Source organism: Streptomyces sp. NPDC097619 (assembly GCF_040302735.1).
In the GTDB taxonomy this organism is placed as follows: domain Bacteria; phylum Actinomycetota; class Actinomycetes; order Streptomycetales; family Streptomycetaceae; genus Streptomyces.
Window position 1 is genome coordinate 49,661 of record NZ_JBEOSD010000028.1, and the last position, 17,311, is coordinate 66,971.

Below are 17,311 nucleotides of genomic sequence, written 5' to 3' on the forward strand. Positions count from 1 at the left end.
GCCCCTCCATACCGCCCCGTGAGGGCGATTTGCACGTCAATCACAGTCATTCAAACACGTACGAAAGCCCGCCAGACCACGCTCGTCGAACTTCGGTGCACCGGATGCGGCCGGGCCGTCACAGCACGTCGAAGGCGGTGATGCGAGTCAGCTCGTAGTAGGTGCCCCGGCGCGCGAGGTCGCCCTCGATCTTGAGCGTCCGGCCCTGCGCATGGGCATCGGTGGCACGGGTGTACTCGTCCTCCGCCAAGCTCACGTGGATCTGGCGCTTCGGGCCCACCTCGCCCTCGACTCCGAGCACGACCGCCTCCACGGTCACCTCGCCGGGGCCGTACTCCGCGGCACGTTTGAGCTTGGTCGAGCGGCCGATGACCGTCACTCCGGGCTCCGGCTCCTGCCGGCGCAGGTCCTGGGCCCCGTCGCGCAGGGCGTGCACCAGGCGTGGCGAGAAGGGCGCCACGGATTCCATGGGCGGCACCTGCCATCTCGGCGACCAGGCGAAGTCGATCGAGAAGGCGTGTGCTGTGCCCGCGCCCCGGTCGTCGTGCCCGCCGATGCCCGCGAGCGCCTCGCACAGGTCCGCGGAGACGCCCTGCCCCATGGCATCCGCGAAGGGGGCCGAGTCGTCGGCGTCCATCGCGTCCTCGGCTGCCGTGCGGGCCGCCGCCACGGCCCGGTACATCCTGCGCGAGACGCTCCGCGCGAAGGGTTCCGGGTCGTCTCCGAAGAGTGACGGCTGCAGGTCCCGTTCCGGCAGCGGCACCTGCACGCTCAGGATGTAGCTGCCCGGCACGGTGGGGCCGAATCGGGCGCTGTCCACGAAGTCGCGCGCGGCGCGCGGCTTCCGGCGCGGCTGGACGAGCCGCGGCTCGATGGTGTGGCAGGCCGCCGCCATCAGCAGGTCCCTGGCGCTGGTCACGGCGAGCACTCCCGCCGGTACGGGGATCGTGCCGGACGGTGTGCTCGGCATGGTCCTGATGTACTGCACGTCGAGACCGGTCGCCCGCAGGTCTTGGAGAACGGCGGTCGGCGGTCGGGCCTCCAGCTCGGCCAATGCTCCGACCAGATCCGCCATGCGGTCCGCGAAGTCCGCGAGGTCGGTGTCCATGGGGAGAAGCAGTCGCCGCGCCCGGCCGGCCCAGTCCCTCTCCCAGCGGCGGCTGTAGCGGACTCGGCCGGCTTCCTGCCAGCCCCTGCTGCGGAGGTAGTGCGCGACGTCATGCGGTCGCAGCCGCTCCAGCTCGTCCTCGGGTACGCCGATCGTGGTCATGGTGCGGGCACCTCCTCACACGCCCGGGCGAAGAACTCGTGCAGAGCGTCGACCGTGAGCAGATTGTCGCGCGGAACAGTGACAGTGACGCTCTCCCGGCCGGCTTGTGCGGGGACGTGATGCTCGAGCGAGACCCAGTACGCGCAGCGGCGCAGCACGAGGGCGTCCTCGTCCGTGCGGATGTAGTCCGCCGGGTCCTTCGGCACGAGCACGACGACCAGGTAGACGGGCACCTGCCGCTTGCCGCGAAGCCTCTTGAACTGCGACACCGACAGTGTGATCTTGAACCCGGTCACCCCGTCCAGGATGCTCTCCACCCGGTGCGTCTTCACCTGGAGGGCGATCTGGACATCGAGCTCGGGCTCCTCGTGGTCCCGGCCCAGGATCAGGTCCTTGCCGATGTCCGGATACGGGACAGCCACCTGGAATCCGGCCGCCGCGGCGATCGCGGCCACGAAGGTCTCTCCGTACCAGCCCTGGTGGTTGTTGTGCTCCATGCGCCCCCGTGCTCCGGTCGCAGGCCACCCGCCACGCACCCACGTCCGGAGTGACACCGATCACTGCCCGGGCAGGCTACCCGAGCAGTGATCTTCCGTTAAGGGCGGAATCCGGCCAGGTGGGGCACTCCGGCCGCCACCGGTCAGAACACCGCCGGGCCGTCGTCGATCGGACGGCGTGCTTCCGCCAAGGCGACTTCGTGGATGAACCACTCCAGTACGGACCGGATCTCCTCGGCGTGCGCGGCGAAGACCTCCAGCGGGAAGGAAGGGCGCAGGTCGAGCTTCGCCTCGGCGAGGTCGACGCCGTCGATGGCGTTGAACCGCTCCATCAGGGCGCGGCGCAGCGGCTCGTCGTCGAACGGCGGGCGCCGCTTGAGGTACTGGAAGACGACCTCCGCCGTCCCCGTCACCGGGTAGATGCCGATCGGCCACAGAGCCCGCGGGGCACCCGGCCCGCCGGCGTCCACGGTCGGGAAGCAACTGGTCTCGTTCGCCTTCCCGTAGACGTGGTGGCCGCCCTGCTCCTCCCAGAAGCGGAGTGCCGCCAGGACGCCTTCGACGACCTCCGGTGTCTGGTTGGCGCGCAGCAGGGCCTCGAAGCGGGTCCCGGCCTCGTCGGCACCGGCCTGCGGTGCGGCCGGCCCCGCCGGGGTCTCCTCCGGCAGCTCCCTGCCCACCAGGACCGCCAGGTCGGCGCTGCTCAGCCGGTGGGCCTTCGAGGCGCGGTCGTTCTCGTCGAAGGGCACGCCCTCGGCTGCCAGGACGTCCTTCGGGTCTCCGGAGTGCCGGTCGTCGGTCCACCGGAACCCGCCCGCGATCCGGCCGTCGGCGGTCAGCACGCGGTAGGCGCAGTGCAGTCCGGTCCTGGCCGCCATGTGGTTGCCGACCGCGATGGCGCTGGTGCCGATGAGGGCGGCGAGCTCACCGTACGATGTCCAGGTCCCGGCCGGCACGGCGAGCAGGATCTCCCTCAACTCCCGCCAGCCCGCCCACTCGTCGTCCGCCTGCACGGCCTCCTCCAGCGGTCCGGGCCACAGCCCCACGGCCCGGTCGGCCAGTTCGTCGGCCCTGGCGAGGATCTCCCGGCGGCCCCAGCGTGCCTGTGCGGCAATGTGCTGGTTCATCCGCAGCGCACTGGAGTCGAGCAGTTCCTGCTTCCGGTGGAAGGGGTGGTTGGAAAGGCGTGCGTTCTCACCCGAGAGAGTGAGGTTTCCCAGGGTGTGGACGAGCAGGTTGTGGATCTCCTGGGGGCTCTCGCCGTCCTCGGCCTCCTCGGCCAGCAGGTCGAACCACTGCTGGGCCGGGCTCTGGGGCAGGACGTGTTCGACGGTGAGCGGCGCCTTGTCGTAGTCGACGGGCTCGCTCGACCCGTAGCTCTCCTCCAGCCGGCGCAGGATCTGGAAACGCTGGTTGCTGCGGCCGGTCTTGTAGAAGGGGCGGGTGCGGACGGCTTCACGGACCGCTTCGTCGCCGGGCCATACGCGGGCGCCCGTGCGCGGGCGTGAAAGGAACCGGCGCACCGCCTCGGCCGGGGAGCCGTCCTTGTCCAGCTCCTTGGGGAGTTCCATGAACACCCGGTTGCTACCCGTCGTGGACAGGCCCGCGAACAGGCGCCGCACCATGTAGCTCTCCGCGAACCCGAGCGCCTCCGCAGCCTCCGAGGCCGTGGTCCTGTCCTCGTCCACGAGGTCGAGGAGGTGCAGGGCCAGCGGGTAGTGGGTCTGGCCGCCCCACTGCGACAGGCGCTCCAGTACCACCCGCAGCCCGGGGTCGGCTTCCCTCGCGGGCTCCAGGATCCGCATGAGGCGGTCGGCGCGCAGGGAGAACCGGGCGATCTCGGCCTCCAGCGCGGCCTCGTCCCCGCTCAGCGGCTCCAGACGCTTCTTCTGGTCCCGGTAGATCTCGCTCTGCCTGGCCCGGCTGTTCCCTCCGACGACGAGGTCCAGCCAGACCAGCAGCTCCAGATGGGCGGGGCCGAGCAGCTCCTGCATGGGGAGCCACCGCTTGCGGTAGACGTCCTCGCCCCTGCTCGGCAGGCACATGAAGAGGTAGTTGCGCAGCAGGTCGCTCTGGCTGAGCCCGACACCGGTGTTGTTGATGGACTCGAAGATGCGGTAGACGTTGTCGTCCTCGGCCGCAGTGATCGCGACGATCGACAGGCACTCCCCCAGCACGGACTCCACGGCGTCCACCCAGGTCTCACCACCGCTCTCGGCCCCGTCCGCCAGGGCGGCGACGAAGAAGCGGTAGGCGGCGCCCACGTTCCCGGCGCCGCCGGCCTTCGGGAGGCTGTCCACGCAGGCCGTGTAGGCCTCGCGGTCCGCCTGCGTCGGCAGCAGCCGGTAGCTGTCGTGGCCGTCCTGGTACGTGTTGACCAGGATGAGGTCGTTGATCCGGGCGGCCTTCTTCGCCGAGCCCCGGTCCCGGTGGTGGTCCCGCAGCGCCGTGAACGCGAGCATCAGGGTGGTCATCCGCTGCTGGCCGTCGACGACGAGCCAGCGCTGCATCCCGCCCGCGGCGACCCGCTCGGGCGCCAGCACGACCGAGCCGAGGAAGTGCCCCGAGCCGGGCCGCCCCTCCTGACGGTCCTCGACCAGCTCCTGCACGTCGTCCCACAGCTGCCGCAGCTCGTCGCGCTGCCAACTGTAGGTGCGCTGGTAGAGCGGTACCTGGAACTGCTGCTCCCCCTGCACCAGCTTGCTGAACGTGGTCTCCTGAGCGTGCACGCGCGTCCTCTCCCCAAATCCCCGGCGCCGGCTTGCCATTGTCGCCCCATACCGTACGGTGATCAGCCGAAACGTCGGATCACGCACGGCCCGGGGGCACACATGGCGACACTGGGAATCCACAAGGACTTCCTCCTGGAATTCGCCAAGCTGGAGAAGCCTATCCAGAAGCGGGTCCACGAGGTCTTCGACAAGTTCCGCGAGCACCGCCATGCCGGGCTCCACCTGGAAAAACTGGAGAACCCCCGGGACTCCCGGATCCGCACCATCCGCATCAGCAAGTTCATGCGCGGTGTCGTCCTCGCCCCGGACTCCGGAGACAGCTTCCTCCTCCTGAAGGTCATGGCGCACGACGACGCCATCGCCTGGGCCCTGAGCCACCGGGCGACGGTGAACTCCGCCACCCAGGGCATCGAACTCCGGGACGACATCGCCCTGGAGCGAGCCGCCGCCGACGTGCACCATGCGCCGACCGCAGTGGAAAGCCGGCTCTTCACCGACGTCGCGGACAAGGAACTCACGCGCCTCGGCATCGACCCCGACCTGCTCCCGCTCGTGCGCAACCTCAGCACCGAGGCTCATCTCGACGCGCTCCGCAAGATCCTTCCCGAGCAGCAGTACGACGTGCTCGCCGGTCTGGCCGCGGGGCTGACCCCGGAGGACGTCTGGCGCGAGGTCGTCGCCGTGCACGCCGAGCGCGCCGCCGCCGAAGCACTGCATGCGCCCGCCGAGGACGAACTCGCCGCCGCCATGGCCCGCTCGCAGGGGCGCATCGCCGTGCTGTCCGGCCCCGAGGAACTGCTGGACGTACTGACCCGGCCGTTCGACGCGTGGCGGATCTTCCTGCACCCCAGTCAGCGGCGCATCGCGTACCACCCCTCCTACAACGGGCCCGCCCGGGTGACAGGAGGTCCCGGCACCGGCAAGACCGTGGTCGCCCTGCACCGCGCTCTCCACCTGGCCCGGCAGTTGCCGGCCGATGCGCCCGACGAATCGGTGCTGCTGACGACCTTCACCAGGAACCTCGCAGCCGATCTGCACCACGGACTCGAACTGCTCATTCCGGACGAGGCGCTGCGCGCGAAGATCCGCGTCGTCAATGTCGATGCCCTCGCGAATCAGCTCGTACGCGAGGACCGGGGCAGCCCGTTGACCATTTTGACCAGCCAGAAGGAAATCAACTCCCGCTGGAACGGACTCGCCCGCCGACTCGGGCTCGACTACAGCGACGCCTTCCTCGACCAGGAGTGGCGACAGGTCGTCCTGGCCCAGGACCTGCGCTCGCCCGAGGCGTATCTCAAGGCATCGCGCAGCGGCCGGGGCACCGCGCTGAGTCCGCTGCGGCGCGCCCAGGTCTGGCGCGCCGTCGAGGCGTTCACACGGGAACTGCGCCAGGCCGGGGAGTGGACCTTCCTCCAGGTGTGCGCCGAGGCCGCACGGCTGCTGGAGCCGCGCACCGACCGCCCGTTCCGCCATGTGGTGATCGACGAGGCCCAGGACCTCCATCCGGCGCAGTGGCGCCTGCTGCGGGCAGCGGTCGCGCCCGGACCCGACGACCTGTTCATCGCCGGAGACACCCACCAGCGCATCTACGCCAACAAGGTGTCCCTGCGGAGCCTCGGTGTGAACGTGACAGGCAGGTCCCACCGGCTGCGCATCAACTACCGGACCACTCACGAGATCCTGCAGTGGTCGGCCTCCCTGCTCAGCGGGCAGAGCCTGGACGACATGGACGGCGGAACGGAGACCCTGGCCGGGTACCGGTCTGTACTGACCGGTGGGGAACCCGAGTTGAAGGAGTCTGCCGACAGGGCCGAAGAGATCGCGGACCTCGTGAAGCACATCGCCCAGTGGGTGGACGGCGGGGTGGTACCGAGCGAGATCGGGGTGGCCGTTCGCTACCTCCAGCTGGGCAAGGAAATCGCACACGCCCTCGAACAGGCAGATCTGCCCGTTCGCCTCCTCGGCACGGCTCAGGCGGCCGGCGACGGCGTCTCCATCGGAACCATGCACCGCATGAAGGGCCTGGAGTTCCGATTCGTCGCTGTCGCCGGCGTAAGCGACAGCGTCGTCCCTCTGACCTCAGCCCTGACCCCCGCAGAAGTGGACGCTCAGCAGCACCGGGAAGACATGCTTGGCGAATTGAGCCTCCTCTTCGTCGCCTGCACTCGCGCACGTGAGGTCCTGCGGGTCTCCTGGCACGGCGCACCGAGCCCGTTCCTCGCCTCCTGATGCGGCCCCCGGTGTGCGCCCGGGCATGAAAACCGCGTCGTTGACGGCGGCGTCCGCCGACTGTGGCCCGCAAGGTCGGGCAGGTCCGTCGGTCGAGCGGTGGCTCGTCGTGCGGCACGTGGTCGAGCAAGGCCCGGGCGTCCACCGGGAGGAGCTGCTCCGCGAGGTCGCACGCTTCTTCGCTTGGACAAGGCTGGGCCCTGATATCAGGGATGCGCTCACGAGCGACGTGGACGAGCTCGTCGCGAAGGGGGCGGTCCGTGAAGCGGACGGCTTCCTGATGCCCCTGGACGGTGTCCGAGGAGTCACCGATTGCGCCGCCCGGCGAGACTACCGTCGGGCGGCCAGGGCTGCATTGCATCGGCCTCGCCTGCGGCTCGAGGCTGCCGGCCGCCGAGCGGACCCCGGCCGGCCACCTCCTGGCCGACGAGGACGACGAGGTGGTCGCGGGATCGCTCGGGGTGGCATTGCCGAGCGGGCTTTCGCGCAGCCCTCGCCGCTCAGGGCTCCGTACCAGCAAACCCCAGGTCAGGCCTCGTCGCGGATCGGTTCCAGGATCGCCACGCACTCCACGTGGTGCGTCATCGGGAAGAGGTCGAAGGCGCGGAGGGTGCGGGGCTTGTAGCCGGCTTCGCGGAAGTAGGCGAGGTCGCGGGCGAGGGCGGCCGGGTCGCAGGCCACGTAGGCGATGCGGCGGGCGCCGAGGCCGGCGAGGTGGCGGACGGTCTGCTTGCCGGCGCCGGCGCGGGGCGGGTCCAGGACGATCAGGTCGCATTCGGTGATGCGGGTCCGCGGCAGGATCTGCTCGACCTTGCCCTGTTCGATGCGGACGCGCGGGAAGTCGGCGAGGTTGTGGCGGGCGTCCTCGACGGCGCGCTTGCCGGCCTCGATGCCGAGGACGGCGCCCGTCTCGCCGAGGCGCTCGGCGAGGGCCCCGGCGAAGATGCCGACGCCGCAGTAGAGGTCGAGGGCCATCTCGCCCTTGCGGGGCATGAGGCCCTGCATGACGGCGCGGATCAGGGTGTCGGCGGCCTGGGGGTGGACCTGCCAGAAGCCGCCCATGCCGACGCGGTAGGTCCGGCCGTCGGCGCGCTCGCGGACGAAGGGGCGGCCGTGGACGCGGTGCACGCCGCCGTCCTTCTCCTCCACGCGCAGGACGGAGACGGGCTTGTCGAGCTCGACCAGGGGCAGCCGGCCGCCGGGGCCGGGGGTGAGGACGACCTGGCGGTCGCCGGAGCCGGTGGCGGCGATGGCCTCGACGGTGGCCATCTGAGGCCATTCGCGCTTCTCGATGCCGAGTTCGGTGACGCCGGGCGAGGCGATCATGCAGTGGTCCACGGGCTCGACCTCGTGGGAGCGGTGGCGGCGCAGGCCGGCGCGGCCCTCCTCGTCCACGGCGTACTGGACGCGGGTGCGCCACTGCGGGACCTGGCCGGCGGGCAGCTTGTCGCCCTCGGCGGGGATGACGGTGCCGTCCCAGCCGGCTTCCTCGGGGGTGAGACCGGCGAGGCGGCGGAGCTGTTCGGTGAGGACCTCGCCCTTGAGGCGGCGCTGGGCGCCGGGCTTGGCGTGCTGCCAGTCGCAGCCGCCGCAGCGGCCGGGGCCGGCGAAGGGGCAGGGGGCCTCGACGCGGTCCTTGGAGGCGTCGATGACGGTGACGGCGTCGGCGCGCAGGAAGCGGGAGTCGCTCTCGCCCTCGGTGACGCGGGCGAGGACCTTCTCGCCGGGGAGGGCGTGGCGGACGAAGAGGACCCGGCCGTCGGCGGTGCGGGCGATGCAGTGGCCGCCGTGGGCAACGGGGCCGACCTCGACCTCGTACTCCTCCCCGACCAGGGACTGCTTCTCGTTCTGCGTGGCCATGGCGGGGGGACTCCAGAGGGTGAGGGAGGGTGGTACGGGGCGCGGAGAGCGGGCCCGAAGCCGGACGGAACAGACGGACGGACGGACGGACGGAACAGACGGCCGGACGGACGGCCGGGTCACCGGCGAACGGATTCCCGGGTCACCGGCGAACAGATTCCCGGACCACCGGATCCCCGACCACCGGATCCCCGACGAACGGTTCGTCGGAGCCCGGACGGGCGGACGCCGAGCCGAAGGGCCGGTAAGCCGAAAAGCCGGAAAGCCGGAAGGCCGGGCAGCCGACCCACCAGTCTACGTGGGTCGGGCCCGGCCTTTCGCCATCCGTGCGGGCGCCGCGGGGCGGGGCGGCGGTCAGCCCTTGGAGCTGGGCTCCTTGGTGCGGGTGTCGACGGGGCCGCGGCGGACGGCGCCGGGGGCGTTCCAGTCCTGGCGGCGCTTGGCCCGCTTCTTGGCCAGCTCGGAGGATTCGAGCTGGTAGGGCACCGAGGTGACCATGACGCCGGGGGTGAAGAGCAGGCGGCCCTTCAGGCGCAGGGCGCTCTGGTTGTGGAGGAGGTGTTCGTACCAGCGTCCGACGACGTACTCGGGGATGTAGACGCTGACGGCGTCGCGCGGGTTCTCGCTGCGCAGGCCCTTGACGTATTCGACGACCGGGCGGGTGATCTCGCGGTACGGGGAGTCGAGGATCTTGAGCGGGACGTTGATGCCGCGGCGTTCCCATTCGGCCTTGAGGGCCTTGGTCTCGGCGGGGTCGACGCTGATGCTGAGCGCTTCGAGGATGTCGGAGCGGGTGAGCTTGGCGAAGGCCAGGGCGCGCAGGGTGGGCTTGTGGACCTTGGAGACCAGGACGATGGAGTGGACCCGGGAGGGGCGCACGCTGTCGTCGCTGGGGCCTTCGGCTGCGGCGATCTCGGCGGCGACCCGGTCGTAGTGCTTCCGGATGGCGGTCATGGTGCCGTAGAAGATCACCATGCCGAGGAGGGCGACCCAGGCGCCGTGGGTGAACTTGGTGGCGAGGACGACGACCAGGACGAGGCCGGTGAAGCAGGCGCCGAAGGTGTTGATCGCGCGGGAGCGGATCATGTGGCGGCGCTTGCCGGGGTCGCGTTCGGTCGTCAGGTGCCGGTTCCAGTGCCGGATCATGCCGATCTGGCTGAGGGTGAAGGAGACGAACACGCCGACGATGTAGAGCTGGATCAGCTTGGTGGAGTCGGCGTCGTAGATCCACACCAGGAGTATCGCGGCGCCCGCGAGGAGGACGATGCCGTTGGAGAAGGCGAGGCGGTCGCCGCGGGTGTGGAGCTGGCGCGGCAGGTAGCGGTCCTGGGCGAGGATCGAGCCGAGGAGCGGGAAGCCGTTGTAGGCGGTGTTGGCGGCCAGGAAGAGGACCAGGGCGGTGGCGGTGGCCAGCAGGATGAAGAGGAAGCTGCCGTTGCCGAAGACCGCCTCGGCGACCTGGGAGATCACGGGGTGCTGGACGTAGCCCGCGCCGACGGGGGCGCCGTCGACGTAGAGGTCCTTCGCCGGGAACTCGGCCATCTTGACGTTGGTGGCCATGGCGAGGCCGATGATCCCGCAGAACATGGTGACGGCGAGGCCGCCCATGAGGGCGAGGGTGGTCGCGGCGTTCTTGCTCTTGGGCTTGCGGAAGGCGGGGACGCCGTTGCTGATGGCCTCGACGCCGGTGAGGGCGGCGCAGCCGGAGGAGAAGGCGCGCAGGAGCAGGAAGACCAGGGCGAATCCGGCGATGCCCTCGTGTTCGGGCTTGATCTCGTAATCGGCGGTGGGGGCCTTCATGGTCTCGTCGAGGACGATGCCCTTCCAGGCACCCCAGGCGATCATGATGAAGACGCCCGCGACGAACACATAGGTGGGAATCGCGAAGAGTTTTCCGGATTCCTTCACACCGCGCAGATTCATCAGCGTCAGCAGAAGGATCATGGCGATCGCGCAGAGCACCTTGTGTTCGACCACGAAGTCCACGGCGGAGCCGAGGTTCTCCACTCCGGAGGAGATGGAGACGGCGACGGTGAGGACGTAGTCGACGAGGAGGGCGCTGGCGACGGTCAGGCCGGCCTTGGGCCCGAGGTTGGTGTTGGCGACCTCGTAGTCGCCGCCGCCGCTCGGGTAGGCGTGCACGTTCTGCCGGTACGAGGCCACCACGGTGAACATCAGCACCACGACCGCGACGGCGATCCAGGGGCTGAAGTGGTAGGCCGAGACGCCCGCGATGGAAAGTACGAGGAGCACTTCGCCGGGGGCGTATGCCACGGAGGAGAGCGGGTCGGACGCGAAGACGGGAAGGGCGATCCGCTTCGGGAGGAGTGTTTCTCCCAGGCGGTCGCTGCGCAGCGCCCGGCCGATGAGGATCCGTTTGGGCACGTCGGTCAGTTTGGACACGCAGAGGATGGTAAGCGTTCGAAATCGGCCCTGACCAACCACCACCCCCGGCCCGGGTCAAAAGCGCACCGGGAGCGTTCAAGAGGTCACACTGGTGACCGGCCGTGTGTAGCTTGGGCCATGGTCTGAGACCCTGTGATCCCGGAACATCACACGGGGCAGAAGTGCAGAAGTACTGACAGCCGGAAGGACGGCCGTGCACATCGTCATTATGGGATGCGGCAGAGTGGGCTCCGCTCTCGCGCAGACCTTGGAGCAGCAGGGGCATACGGTCGCGGTGGTCGACCAGGACCCCACCGCGTTCCGCCGGCTCGGATCCGGCTTCGGCGGTCGCCGCGTCACCGGGGTCGGCTTCGACCAGGACACCCTGCGCGAGGCCGGCATCGAGGAGGCGGGAGCCTTCGCCGCGGTCAGCAGCGGTGACAATTCCAACATCATCGCGGCCCGGGTGGCCCGCGAGATGTTCGGGGTGGAGAACGTCGCGGCGCGGATCTACGACCCGAAGCGGGCCGAGGTCTACCAGCGGCTGGGCATCCCGACCGTGGCGACGGTGCGGTGGACCGCCGACCAGATGCTGCGCCGGCTGCTGCCCTCCGGTTCGGAGCCGCTGTGGCGGGATCCGAGCGGCGGGGTTCAGCTGGCGGAGGTGCACACCTCCCCGGCGTGGATCGGCCACAAGGTGAGCCGGATCCAGGACGAGACCGGGGTTCGGGTGGCGTTCCTCACCCGCCTCGGCGAGGCCGTCGTGCCCACCTCGCAGACGGTGCTGCAGGAGGGCGACCTCGTGCACGTGATGATGCGGACGGACGAGGTCGACAAGGTGGAGGCGGCGTTCGCCGACGGGCCCGAGGAGGCACACGCATGAGGGTCGCGATCGCCGGGGCCGGTGCCGTGGGTCGTTCCATCGCGGGCGAGCTGTTGGAGAACGGCCACGAGGTGCTGCTCGTGGACAAGGCGCCGACCGCCATCTCGGTGGAGCGGGTGCCGCAGGCCGAGTGGCTGCTGGCCGACGCCTGTGAGATCACCTCGCTGGACGAGGCGGCCCTCCAGCGGTGCAACGTGGTCATCGCGGCCACCGGTGACGACAAGGTGAACCTGGTCGTCTCGCTGCTGGCGAAGACCGAGTACGGGGTGCCGCGGGTGGTGGCCCGGGTCAACAACCCGAAGAACGAGTGGCTCTTCAACGAGTCCTGGGGCGTGGACGTGGCCGTCTCCACCCCGCGCCTGATGTCGGCCCTGGTCGAGGAGGCCGTGAGCGTCGGCGACCTGGTGCGCCTGCTGCGGTTCAGTCACGGGGACGCGAACCTCGTCGAGCTGACGCTGCCGCCGGACTCCCCCATGGAGGGCGTGCTGATCAGTGACGTGGCCTGGCCGCAGGACACCTCGCTGGTGACGATCATCCGCGGAAACCGCGTGTTGACCCCGCACCCGGAGGAGACCCTGGAGGGCGGGGACGAGCTGCTGTTCGTGGCCGCGCAGGCGCGTGAGGAGCAGCTGGAGGAGCTGTTGAACACGCACCCCCCGCAGAAGGGCTGACGCGGGCACCCGCGCACCACACGGACGCGCGACGTGCCTGAAGCGGATGCACGGAAGGGGGCCGCCCCGGTACTCGGTACCGGGGCGGCCCCCTTCGCGCGCGTGCGGGGCAGGCCGGGCGGTCAGCCCTCCCGGGCGGCGGCCTTGCGGGCCTTCTCGGCCTGCTCCTCGGCCTCCCACTCGGCGATCACGTCGATGGGCGGCGGCGCCTTGGCGAGGAAGACCCAGGTGAAGTACACCGCGAGGAGCATCGGCGGCAGCTTCAGGGCCACCAGCACCCAGCCGAGCTGGGTCTCGTCGCCCCAGAAGTACAGGGGGAAGAGGATGGCGTACTTGGCGAGGAAGATCAGGCCCCAGGCGAGGCTGGCCTTGGTGTAGGCGGCCTTGCGGCCGGGGTTGCGGGTGCGCCAGGAGAGGTTCTCCCGGAAGACCGGCCCCAGCACGACGCCGAGCAGCGGGAAGCCCACCAGCGCGGAGATCGTGAAGGCGGCCCCGAGGCAGGCGCCGTAGATCATGCCCGGTAGGTAGAAGCCCTTGGCGGAACCGGTGAACAGGGCGAAGGCCACACCGACGGCCACGCCGAAGACACCGCTGAAGGCGTGCTTGACGGTGTCCTTGCGGAGGAGCCGCACGATCACCAGGAGCACGGCCACGACGCCCGCCGCGATCGCGGACATCTTCACGTCCTTGTTGAACGTGTAGATCATCACGAAGAGCAGGCCGGGGAGCATCGTCTCCACGGTGCCCCGGATGCCGCCGAAGGCGTCGAAGAGGGCGGCCTGGGTGACGGCGCGGGCGTCCTGGGCCTCGTCCGGGGAGCCCTGGGCGCCGCCGGGGGCGGCGGGGTCCGCGGGCGGCTCAGCGGGGGTGGGGTGGTTCGGTTTGTCCAGTGACGACACCGGCTGCTACTCCTGTCCGAACGGTCGCAGTTCGTACTTCGGGTTGAAGAGGACCCGGCGTCCGTGGCTCATCGCGATCCGACCGGAGGCGATCATCCGTCGGCCCGGTTCGATGCCCACGATCGAGCGACGCCCGAGCCAGACCACGTCGAGTGCGGCCGAGCCGTCGAAGAGCTCCGCCTCCAGGGCGGGCACTCCGGCCCGCGGCCGCAGGGTGACCGTCCGCAGGGTACCGGTCACCTTCACTATCTGCCGGTCGTGGCAGTCGCAGATGCGGGTGCACCCGGCCGCCTCGGCGTCTTCCTGCAGCTCCGCGGAGTGCAGTTCCTCCTGGGAGGTCGACAGGCGTTCGATCATCCGACGGAACCGGCCGCCCTGCTTGACCGGTTTCGCGGGCTTCTCGGAAGGAGGTACGGCACTCATGCAGAAAGCGTACCGGCGAGCGGCCCGGCCCTCGAAGCCGTACCGCTCACCTCTCGAAGCGGTACCCCATGCCGGCCTCGGTGATGAAGTGGCGGGGGTGCGCGGGGTCGACCTCCAGCTTGCGGCGGAGCTGGGCCATGTACACGCGCAGGTAGTTGGTCTCGGTGCCGTAGGTGGGCCCCCAGACCTCCTGGAGGAGCTGCTTCTGGCTGACGAGCTTGCCCGCGTTGCGCAGGAGCACTTCGAGGAGGTGCCATTCGGTGGGGGTGAGGCGGACGTCGCGACCCTCGCGGACGGCCTTCTTCGCGGCCAGGTCGACGGTGAAGGAGGCGGTGCTGACCCGCGCCTCCTCGGCCTCGGCGGTGGTGGGTTCGGCCCGGCGGACCGCGGCCCGCAGCCGGGCCAGCAGCTCGTCCATGCCGAAGGGCTTGGTGACGTAGTCGTCGGCGCCGGCGTCGAGGGCCTCGACCTTCTCGTCGGAGCTGTGGCGGGCGGAGAGCACCAGGATCGGGACGCGGGTCCAGCCGCGCAGGCCGCGGATGACCTCGACCCCGTCCATGTCGGGCAGGCCGAGGTCGAGGACCACCACGTCGGGGTGGCGGGCCGCGGCCAGTCTCAGTGCCGTGGCGCCGTCGGAGGCGGTGTCCACCTCGTAGCGGCGCGCCTTGAGGTTGATCTCCAGCGCGCGCACGATCTGCGGCTCGTCTTCGACCACGAGCACCCGGGTCATCTGGGTCCTGCTTCCTGTCGGCCGGGCCGGGGGGACCGGTCCGGGATCTCGTCGTCGGTGCCGTCCGCGTCCGTGCCGGCGGCCCGGAGGGCGAGGAGCATGGTGAGGCCGCCGCCGGGGGTGTCCTCGGCGGTGAGGGTGCCGCCGAGGGCCTCGGTGAAGCCTCGGGCGACGGCCAGGCCGAGTCCGACCCCGGTGCCGCGGGGCGCGTCCCCGTACCGCTGGAAGGCGGCGAAGATGCGTTCCTTGGCCTCGTCGGGGACGCCGGGCCCGTGGTCGGTCACCCGCAGCTCGACCCGCTCCCCCAGGGCGCTGCCGGTGACGAGGACGGGCCTCCCGGCGGGGCTGTACTTGACGGCGTTCTCGACGAGGTTGGCGACGACCCGTTCCAGCAGGCCGCGGTCGACGGCGACGAGCGGCAGGGTCTCGGGGAGGTCGAGGAGGACGCTGTCCTCCGGTACGCCGCCCAGGGCCATCGGGACCACCTCGTCGAGGCCGGTGGGGCGGACCAGCGGGGTGACCGTGCCGGTCCGCAGGCGGGACATGTCCAGGAGGTTGCCGATGAGGGCGGCGAGCCGGTCGGCCCCGTCCTCAATGCCTTCGAGGAGTTCCGCGCGGTCCTCCTCGGACCATTCCACGTCGGCGGAGCGCAGCGAGCTGACGGACGCCTTGATCCCGGCGAGCGGGGTCCGCAGGTCGTGGCTGACGGCGGCCAGCAGCGCGGTGCGGATCTTGTCGCCCTCGGCCAGGCGCCGGGCCTCCTCGGCCTCGTCCACGAGGCGCTGGCGTTCGAGGACGACGGCGGCCTGGGCGGCGAAGGCGACCAGGACCCGGCGGTCCTCGGCGGGCAGGACGCGGCCGGAGAGGGCCAGGACGAGGCGGTCTCCGACGGGCACGTCGGCCTCGGCCTCCTCGGGGGCGGTGGGCGGGGCGGGGCCGACGGAGGCGGTCCGGGTCCAGGGCGCGTGCGCGTCGGACCGTTCCAGCAGGGCGACGGAGTCCATGGCGAAGGTCTCCCGGACCCGTTCCAGGAGGGCTTCCGGGGAGTCCTCGCCGCGCAGGACGCTGCCCGCGAGGAGGGAGAGGGTCTCGGACTCGGCGCGCAGCCGGGCCGCCTGGTGGGTGCGGCGGGCCGCGAGGTCGACCACCGAGGCCACGGCGACGGCGACGGCGAAGAACACGCAGATGGCGAGGATGTTGCGGGGGTCGGAGACGGTCAGTCGGTGGAAGGGCGGGGTGAAGAAGTAGTTGATCAGCAGGGAGCCGACGGCCACGGAGGCGAGGGCGGGCAGCAGGCCGCCGAGGAGGGCCGCGGCGACCGTCAGGGCGAGGAAGAGCAGCATGTCGTTGGCGAGGCCGAGGTCGGCGTCGACGTGGGTGAGGAGCAGGGTGAGCAGGACGGGCCCGAGGACGCCCACCGCCCAGCCGGCGGCGCGCCGGGTCCGTCCCAGCCGGGCTCCGTGGGGGGCGGGCAGGCCGCGGCCGGCGGCGGCCTCGTCGTGGGTGACGAGGTGGACGTCGAGGTCGGGGCCGGCCGCGCGGGCCACGGTGGCGCCGGTTCCGGGCCCCCACAGGGACTGCCAGGGGCGGCGGCGGCTGACGCCGAGGACGACCTGGGTGGCGTTGGCGCCGCGGGCGAAGTCGAGGAGGGCCCGGGCGGGGTCGTCGCCGATGACGTGGTGGAAGGAGCCGCCGAGTTCCTCGGCGAGGCGCCGTTGGAGGGCGAGTTCGCCGGCCGCGGCGGGGGCCAGTCCGTCGCCGCGGGCCACGTGGACGGCGAGGACCTCGCCGCCCGCGCCCTTCTCGGCGAGCCGGGCGGCCCGGCGGATCAGGGTGCGGCCCTCCGGGCCGCCGGTGAGGCCGACCACGATGCGTTCGCGGGCCTGCCAGGTGGCCCGGATGCCGTTCTCCTCGCGGTAGTGGCGCAGGTGCTCGTCGACGCGGTCGGCGACCCAGAGGAGGGCCAGTTCGCGGAGGGCGGTGAGGTTGCCGGGGCGGAACCAGTGCGAGAGGGCGGCGTCGACCTTGTCGGGTCGGTGGACGTTGCCGTGGGCCATCCGGCGGCGCAGGGCCTCCGGGTCCATGTCGACGAGTTCGATCTGGTCGGCCCGGCGGACCACCCGGTCGGGGACGGTCTCGCGCTGACGGACCCCGGTGATCGACGCGACCACGTCGCCGAGGGACTCCAGGTGCTGGATGTTGACGGTGGTGATCACGTCGATGCCGGCGGCGAGCAGTTCCTCGACGTCCTGCCAGCGCTTGGCGTTGGGGGAACCGGGCACGTTGGTGTGGGCGAGCTCGTCCACCAGGGCCACCCGGGGGCGGCGGGCCAGGACGGCGGGCAGGTCCAGTTCCTCGAAGGCGGCGCCGCGGTGGGTGACGCGGCGGCGCGGAACGGTGTCGAGGCCGTCGAGGAGGGCCCGGGTGCGGGGGCGGCCGTGGTCCTCGACGAGCGCGGCCACCACGTCGGTGCCGCGCTCGGCCCGCCGGTGGCCCTCGGCGAGCATGGCGTACGTCTTGCCGACACCGGGGGCGGCCCCCAGATAGACCCGCAGCCTGCCTCGTCCCATGCCGACATTGTCGGTCACGTCCGTTCCGCGCACGTCCGCGGGGCTGCGGTGACCAGGGGAAACGCCGCCGGGCCGCGGCTGAGGGTAAAGATCATCTGGTGATCGGGGTCAGGACCCCGTCACCGCACGCAGCCGGACTTCGGCGCGACGCTCGGCGGCCGC

The 17,311-nt window shown here is 71.2% G+C and carries 12 protein-coding genes; 3 read left to right on the forward strand and 9 right to left on the reverse strand.

Going from position 1 to position 17,311, the window contains the following annotated elements; genetic code table 11:
- Positions 1 to 118: 118 nt before the first annotated feature.
- The 3 genes from ABTZ17_RS10945 to ABTZ17_RS10955 all read right to left on the reverse strand — a co-directional run bounded on the left by ABTZ17_RS10945 (position 119) and on the right by ABTZ17_RS10955 (position 4,496).
- Positions 119 to 1,270 (reverse strand): hypothetical protein, encoded by a 1,152-nt coding sequence (locus ABTZ17_RS10945; protein ID WP_352195242.1) that lies wholly within the window; start codon positions 1,268 to 1,270, stop codon positions 119 to 121.
- Positions 1,267 to 1,767 (reverse strand): DUF4365 domain-containing protein, encoded by a 501-nt coding sequence (locus ABTZ17_RS10950; protein ID WP_352195243.1) that lies wholly within the window; start codon positions 1,765 to 1,767, stop codon positions 1,267 to 1,269. Before ABTZ17_RS10950 ends, ABTZ17_RS10945 begins: the two co-directional genes overlap by 4 nt.
- 143 nt (positions 1,768 to 1,910) lie before the next feature.
- Complete coding sequence (locus ABTZ17_RS10955) at positions 1,911 to 4,496, reverse strand: GmrSD restriction endonuclease domain-containing protein (RefSeq protein WP_352195244.1); 2,586 nt, start codon at positions 4,494 to 4,496, stop codon at positions 1,911 to 1,913.
- A 102-nt stretch (positions 4,497 to 4,598) separates the two neighbouring features.
- Here ABTZ17_RS10955 and ABTZ17_RS10960 point away from each other — a divergent pair, with 102 nt between their 5' ends.
- Entirely contained in the window at positions 4,599 to 6,728 is a 2,130-nt protein-coding gene (locus ABTZ17_RS10960; RefSeq protein WP_352195245.1) for a UvrD-helicase domain-containing protein, read from the forward strand.
- A 528-nt stretch (positions 6,729 to 7,256) separates the two neighbouring features.
- Here ABTZ17_RS10960 and ABTZ17_RS10965 read toward each other — a convergent pair.
- Positions 7,257 to 8,588 carry a class I SAM-dependent RNA methyltransferase gene (locus ABTZ17_RS10965; RefSeq protein ID WP_352195246.1) on the reverse strand — a complete coding sequence of 444 codons (1,332 nt, stop codon included), beginning with the start codon at positions 8,586 to 8,588 and terminating at the stop codon, positions 7,257 to 7,259.
- 354 nt (positions 8,589 to 8,942) lie between these two features.
- Positions 8,943 to 10,991 carry an APC family permease gene (locus tag ABTZ17_RS10970; protein WP_352195247.1) on the reverse strand — a complete coding sequence of 683 codons (2,049 nt, stop codon included), beginning with the start codon at positions 10,989 to 10,991 and terminating at the stop codon, positions 8,943 to 8,945.
- A gap of 196 nt (positions 10,992 to 11,187) precedes the next feature.
- On the opposite strand from ABTZ17_RS10970, the gene ABTZ17_RS10975 reads away from it, so the two are divergent.
- Positions 11,188 to 11,856 carry a potassium channel family protein gene (locus tag ABTZ17_RS10975; RefSeq protein WP_352195248.1) on the forward strand — a complete coding sequence of 223 codons (669 nt, stop codon included), beginning with the start codon at positions 11,188 to 11,190 and terminating at the stop codon, positions 11,854 to 11,856.
- Positions 11,853 to 12,527, forward strand: a complete 675-nt coding sequence (locus ABTZ17_RS10980; protein ID WP_352195249.1) for a potassium channel family protein — start codon at positions 11,853 to 11,855, stop codon at positions 12,525 to 12,527. Before ABTZ17_RS10975 ends, ABTZ17_RS10980 begins: the two co-directional genes overlap by 4 nt.
- Positions 12,528 to 12,649: 122 nt before the next feature.
- Here the strand turns inward: ABTZ17_RS10980 and ABTZ17_RS10985 are convergent, their stop codons facing one another.
- Genes ABTZ17_RS10985 through ABTZ17_RS11000 form a run of 4 tightly spaced genes read right to left on the reverse strand, consistent with a single transcriptional unit; the run spans position 12,650 to position 17,149 of the window.
- A complete protein-coding gene (locus ABTZ17_RS10985) occupies positions 12,650 to 13,426 on the reverse strand; it encodes a DUF3159 domain-containing protein (protein ID WP_352195250.1) in 777 nt (258 codons plus the stop codon).
- A 6-nt stretch (positions 13,427 to 13,432) separates the two neighbouring features.
- On the reverse strand, positions 13,433 to 13,849 hold the full coding sequence (locus ABTZ17_RS10990) for an OB-fold nucleic acid binding domain-containing protein (protein ID WP_352195251.1): 417 nt from the start codon (positions 13,847 to 13,849) through the stop codon (positions 13,433 to 13,435).
- A 46-nt stretch (positions 13,850 to 13,895) separates the two neighbouring features.
- The gene (locus tag ABTZ17_RS10995) at positions 13,896 to 14,579 is read right to left on the reverse strand and encodes a response regulator (RefSeq protein WP_352195252.1); all 684 of its coding nucleotides are present in this window, start codon (positions 14,577 to 14,579) and stop codon (positions 13,896 to 13,898) included.
- Positions 14,576 to 17,149, reverse strand: coding sequence for a DUF4118 domain-containing protein (locus ABTZ17_RS11000; protein ID WP_352195253.1), 2,574 nt, complete (start codon positions 17,147 to 17,149; stop codon positions 14,576 to 14,578). Before ABTZ17_RS11000 ends, ABTZ17_RS10995 begins: the two co-directional genes overlap by 4 nt.
- Positions 17,150 to 17,311 lie beyond the last annotated feature (162 nt).

Excerpts from the sequence above, each read along its gene's own strand:
- ABTZ17_RS10945 (WP_352195242.1), bottom strand. The coding sequence starts at position 1,270 with ATGACCACGATCGGCGTACCCGAGGACGAGCTGGAGCGGCTGCGACCG.
- ABTZ17_RS10950 (WP_352195243.1), bottom strand. The coding sequence starts at position 1,767 with ATGGAGCACAACAACCACCAGGGCTGGTACGGAGAGACCTTCGTGGCC.
- ABTZ17_RS10960 (WP_352195245.1), top strand. The coding sequence starts at position 4,599 with ATGGCGACACTGGGAATCCACAAGGACTTCCTCCTGGAATTCGCCAAG.
- ABTZ17_RS10965 (WP_352195246.1), bottom strand. The coding sequence starts at position 8,588 with ATGGCCACGCAGAACGAGAAGCAGTCCCTGGTCGGGGAGGAGTACGAG.
- ABTZ17_RS10980 (WP_352195249.1), top strand. The coding sequence starts at position 11,853 with ATGAGGGTCGCGATCGCCGGGGCCGGTGCCGTGGGTCGTTCCATCGCG.
- ABTZ17_RS10990 (WP_352195251.1), bottom strand. The coding sequence starts at position 13,849 with ATGAGTGCCGTACCTCCTTCCGAGAAGCCCGCGAAACCGGTCAAGCAG.
- ABTZ17_RS10995 (WP_352195252.1), bottom strand. The coding sequence starts at position 14,579 with ATGACCCGGGTGCTCGTGGTCGAAGACGAGCCGCAGATCGTGCGCGCG.
- ABTZ17_RS11000 (WP_352195253.1), bottom strand. The coding sequence starts at position 17,149 with ATGGGACGAGGCAGGCTGCGGGTCTATCTGGGGGCCGCCCCCGGTGTC.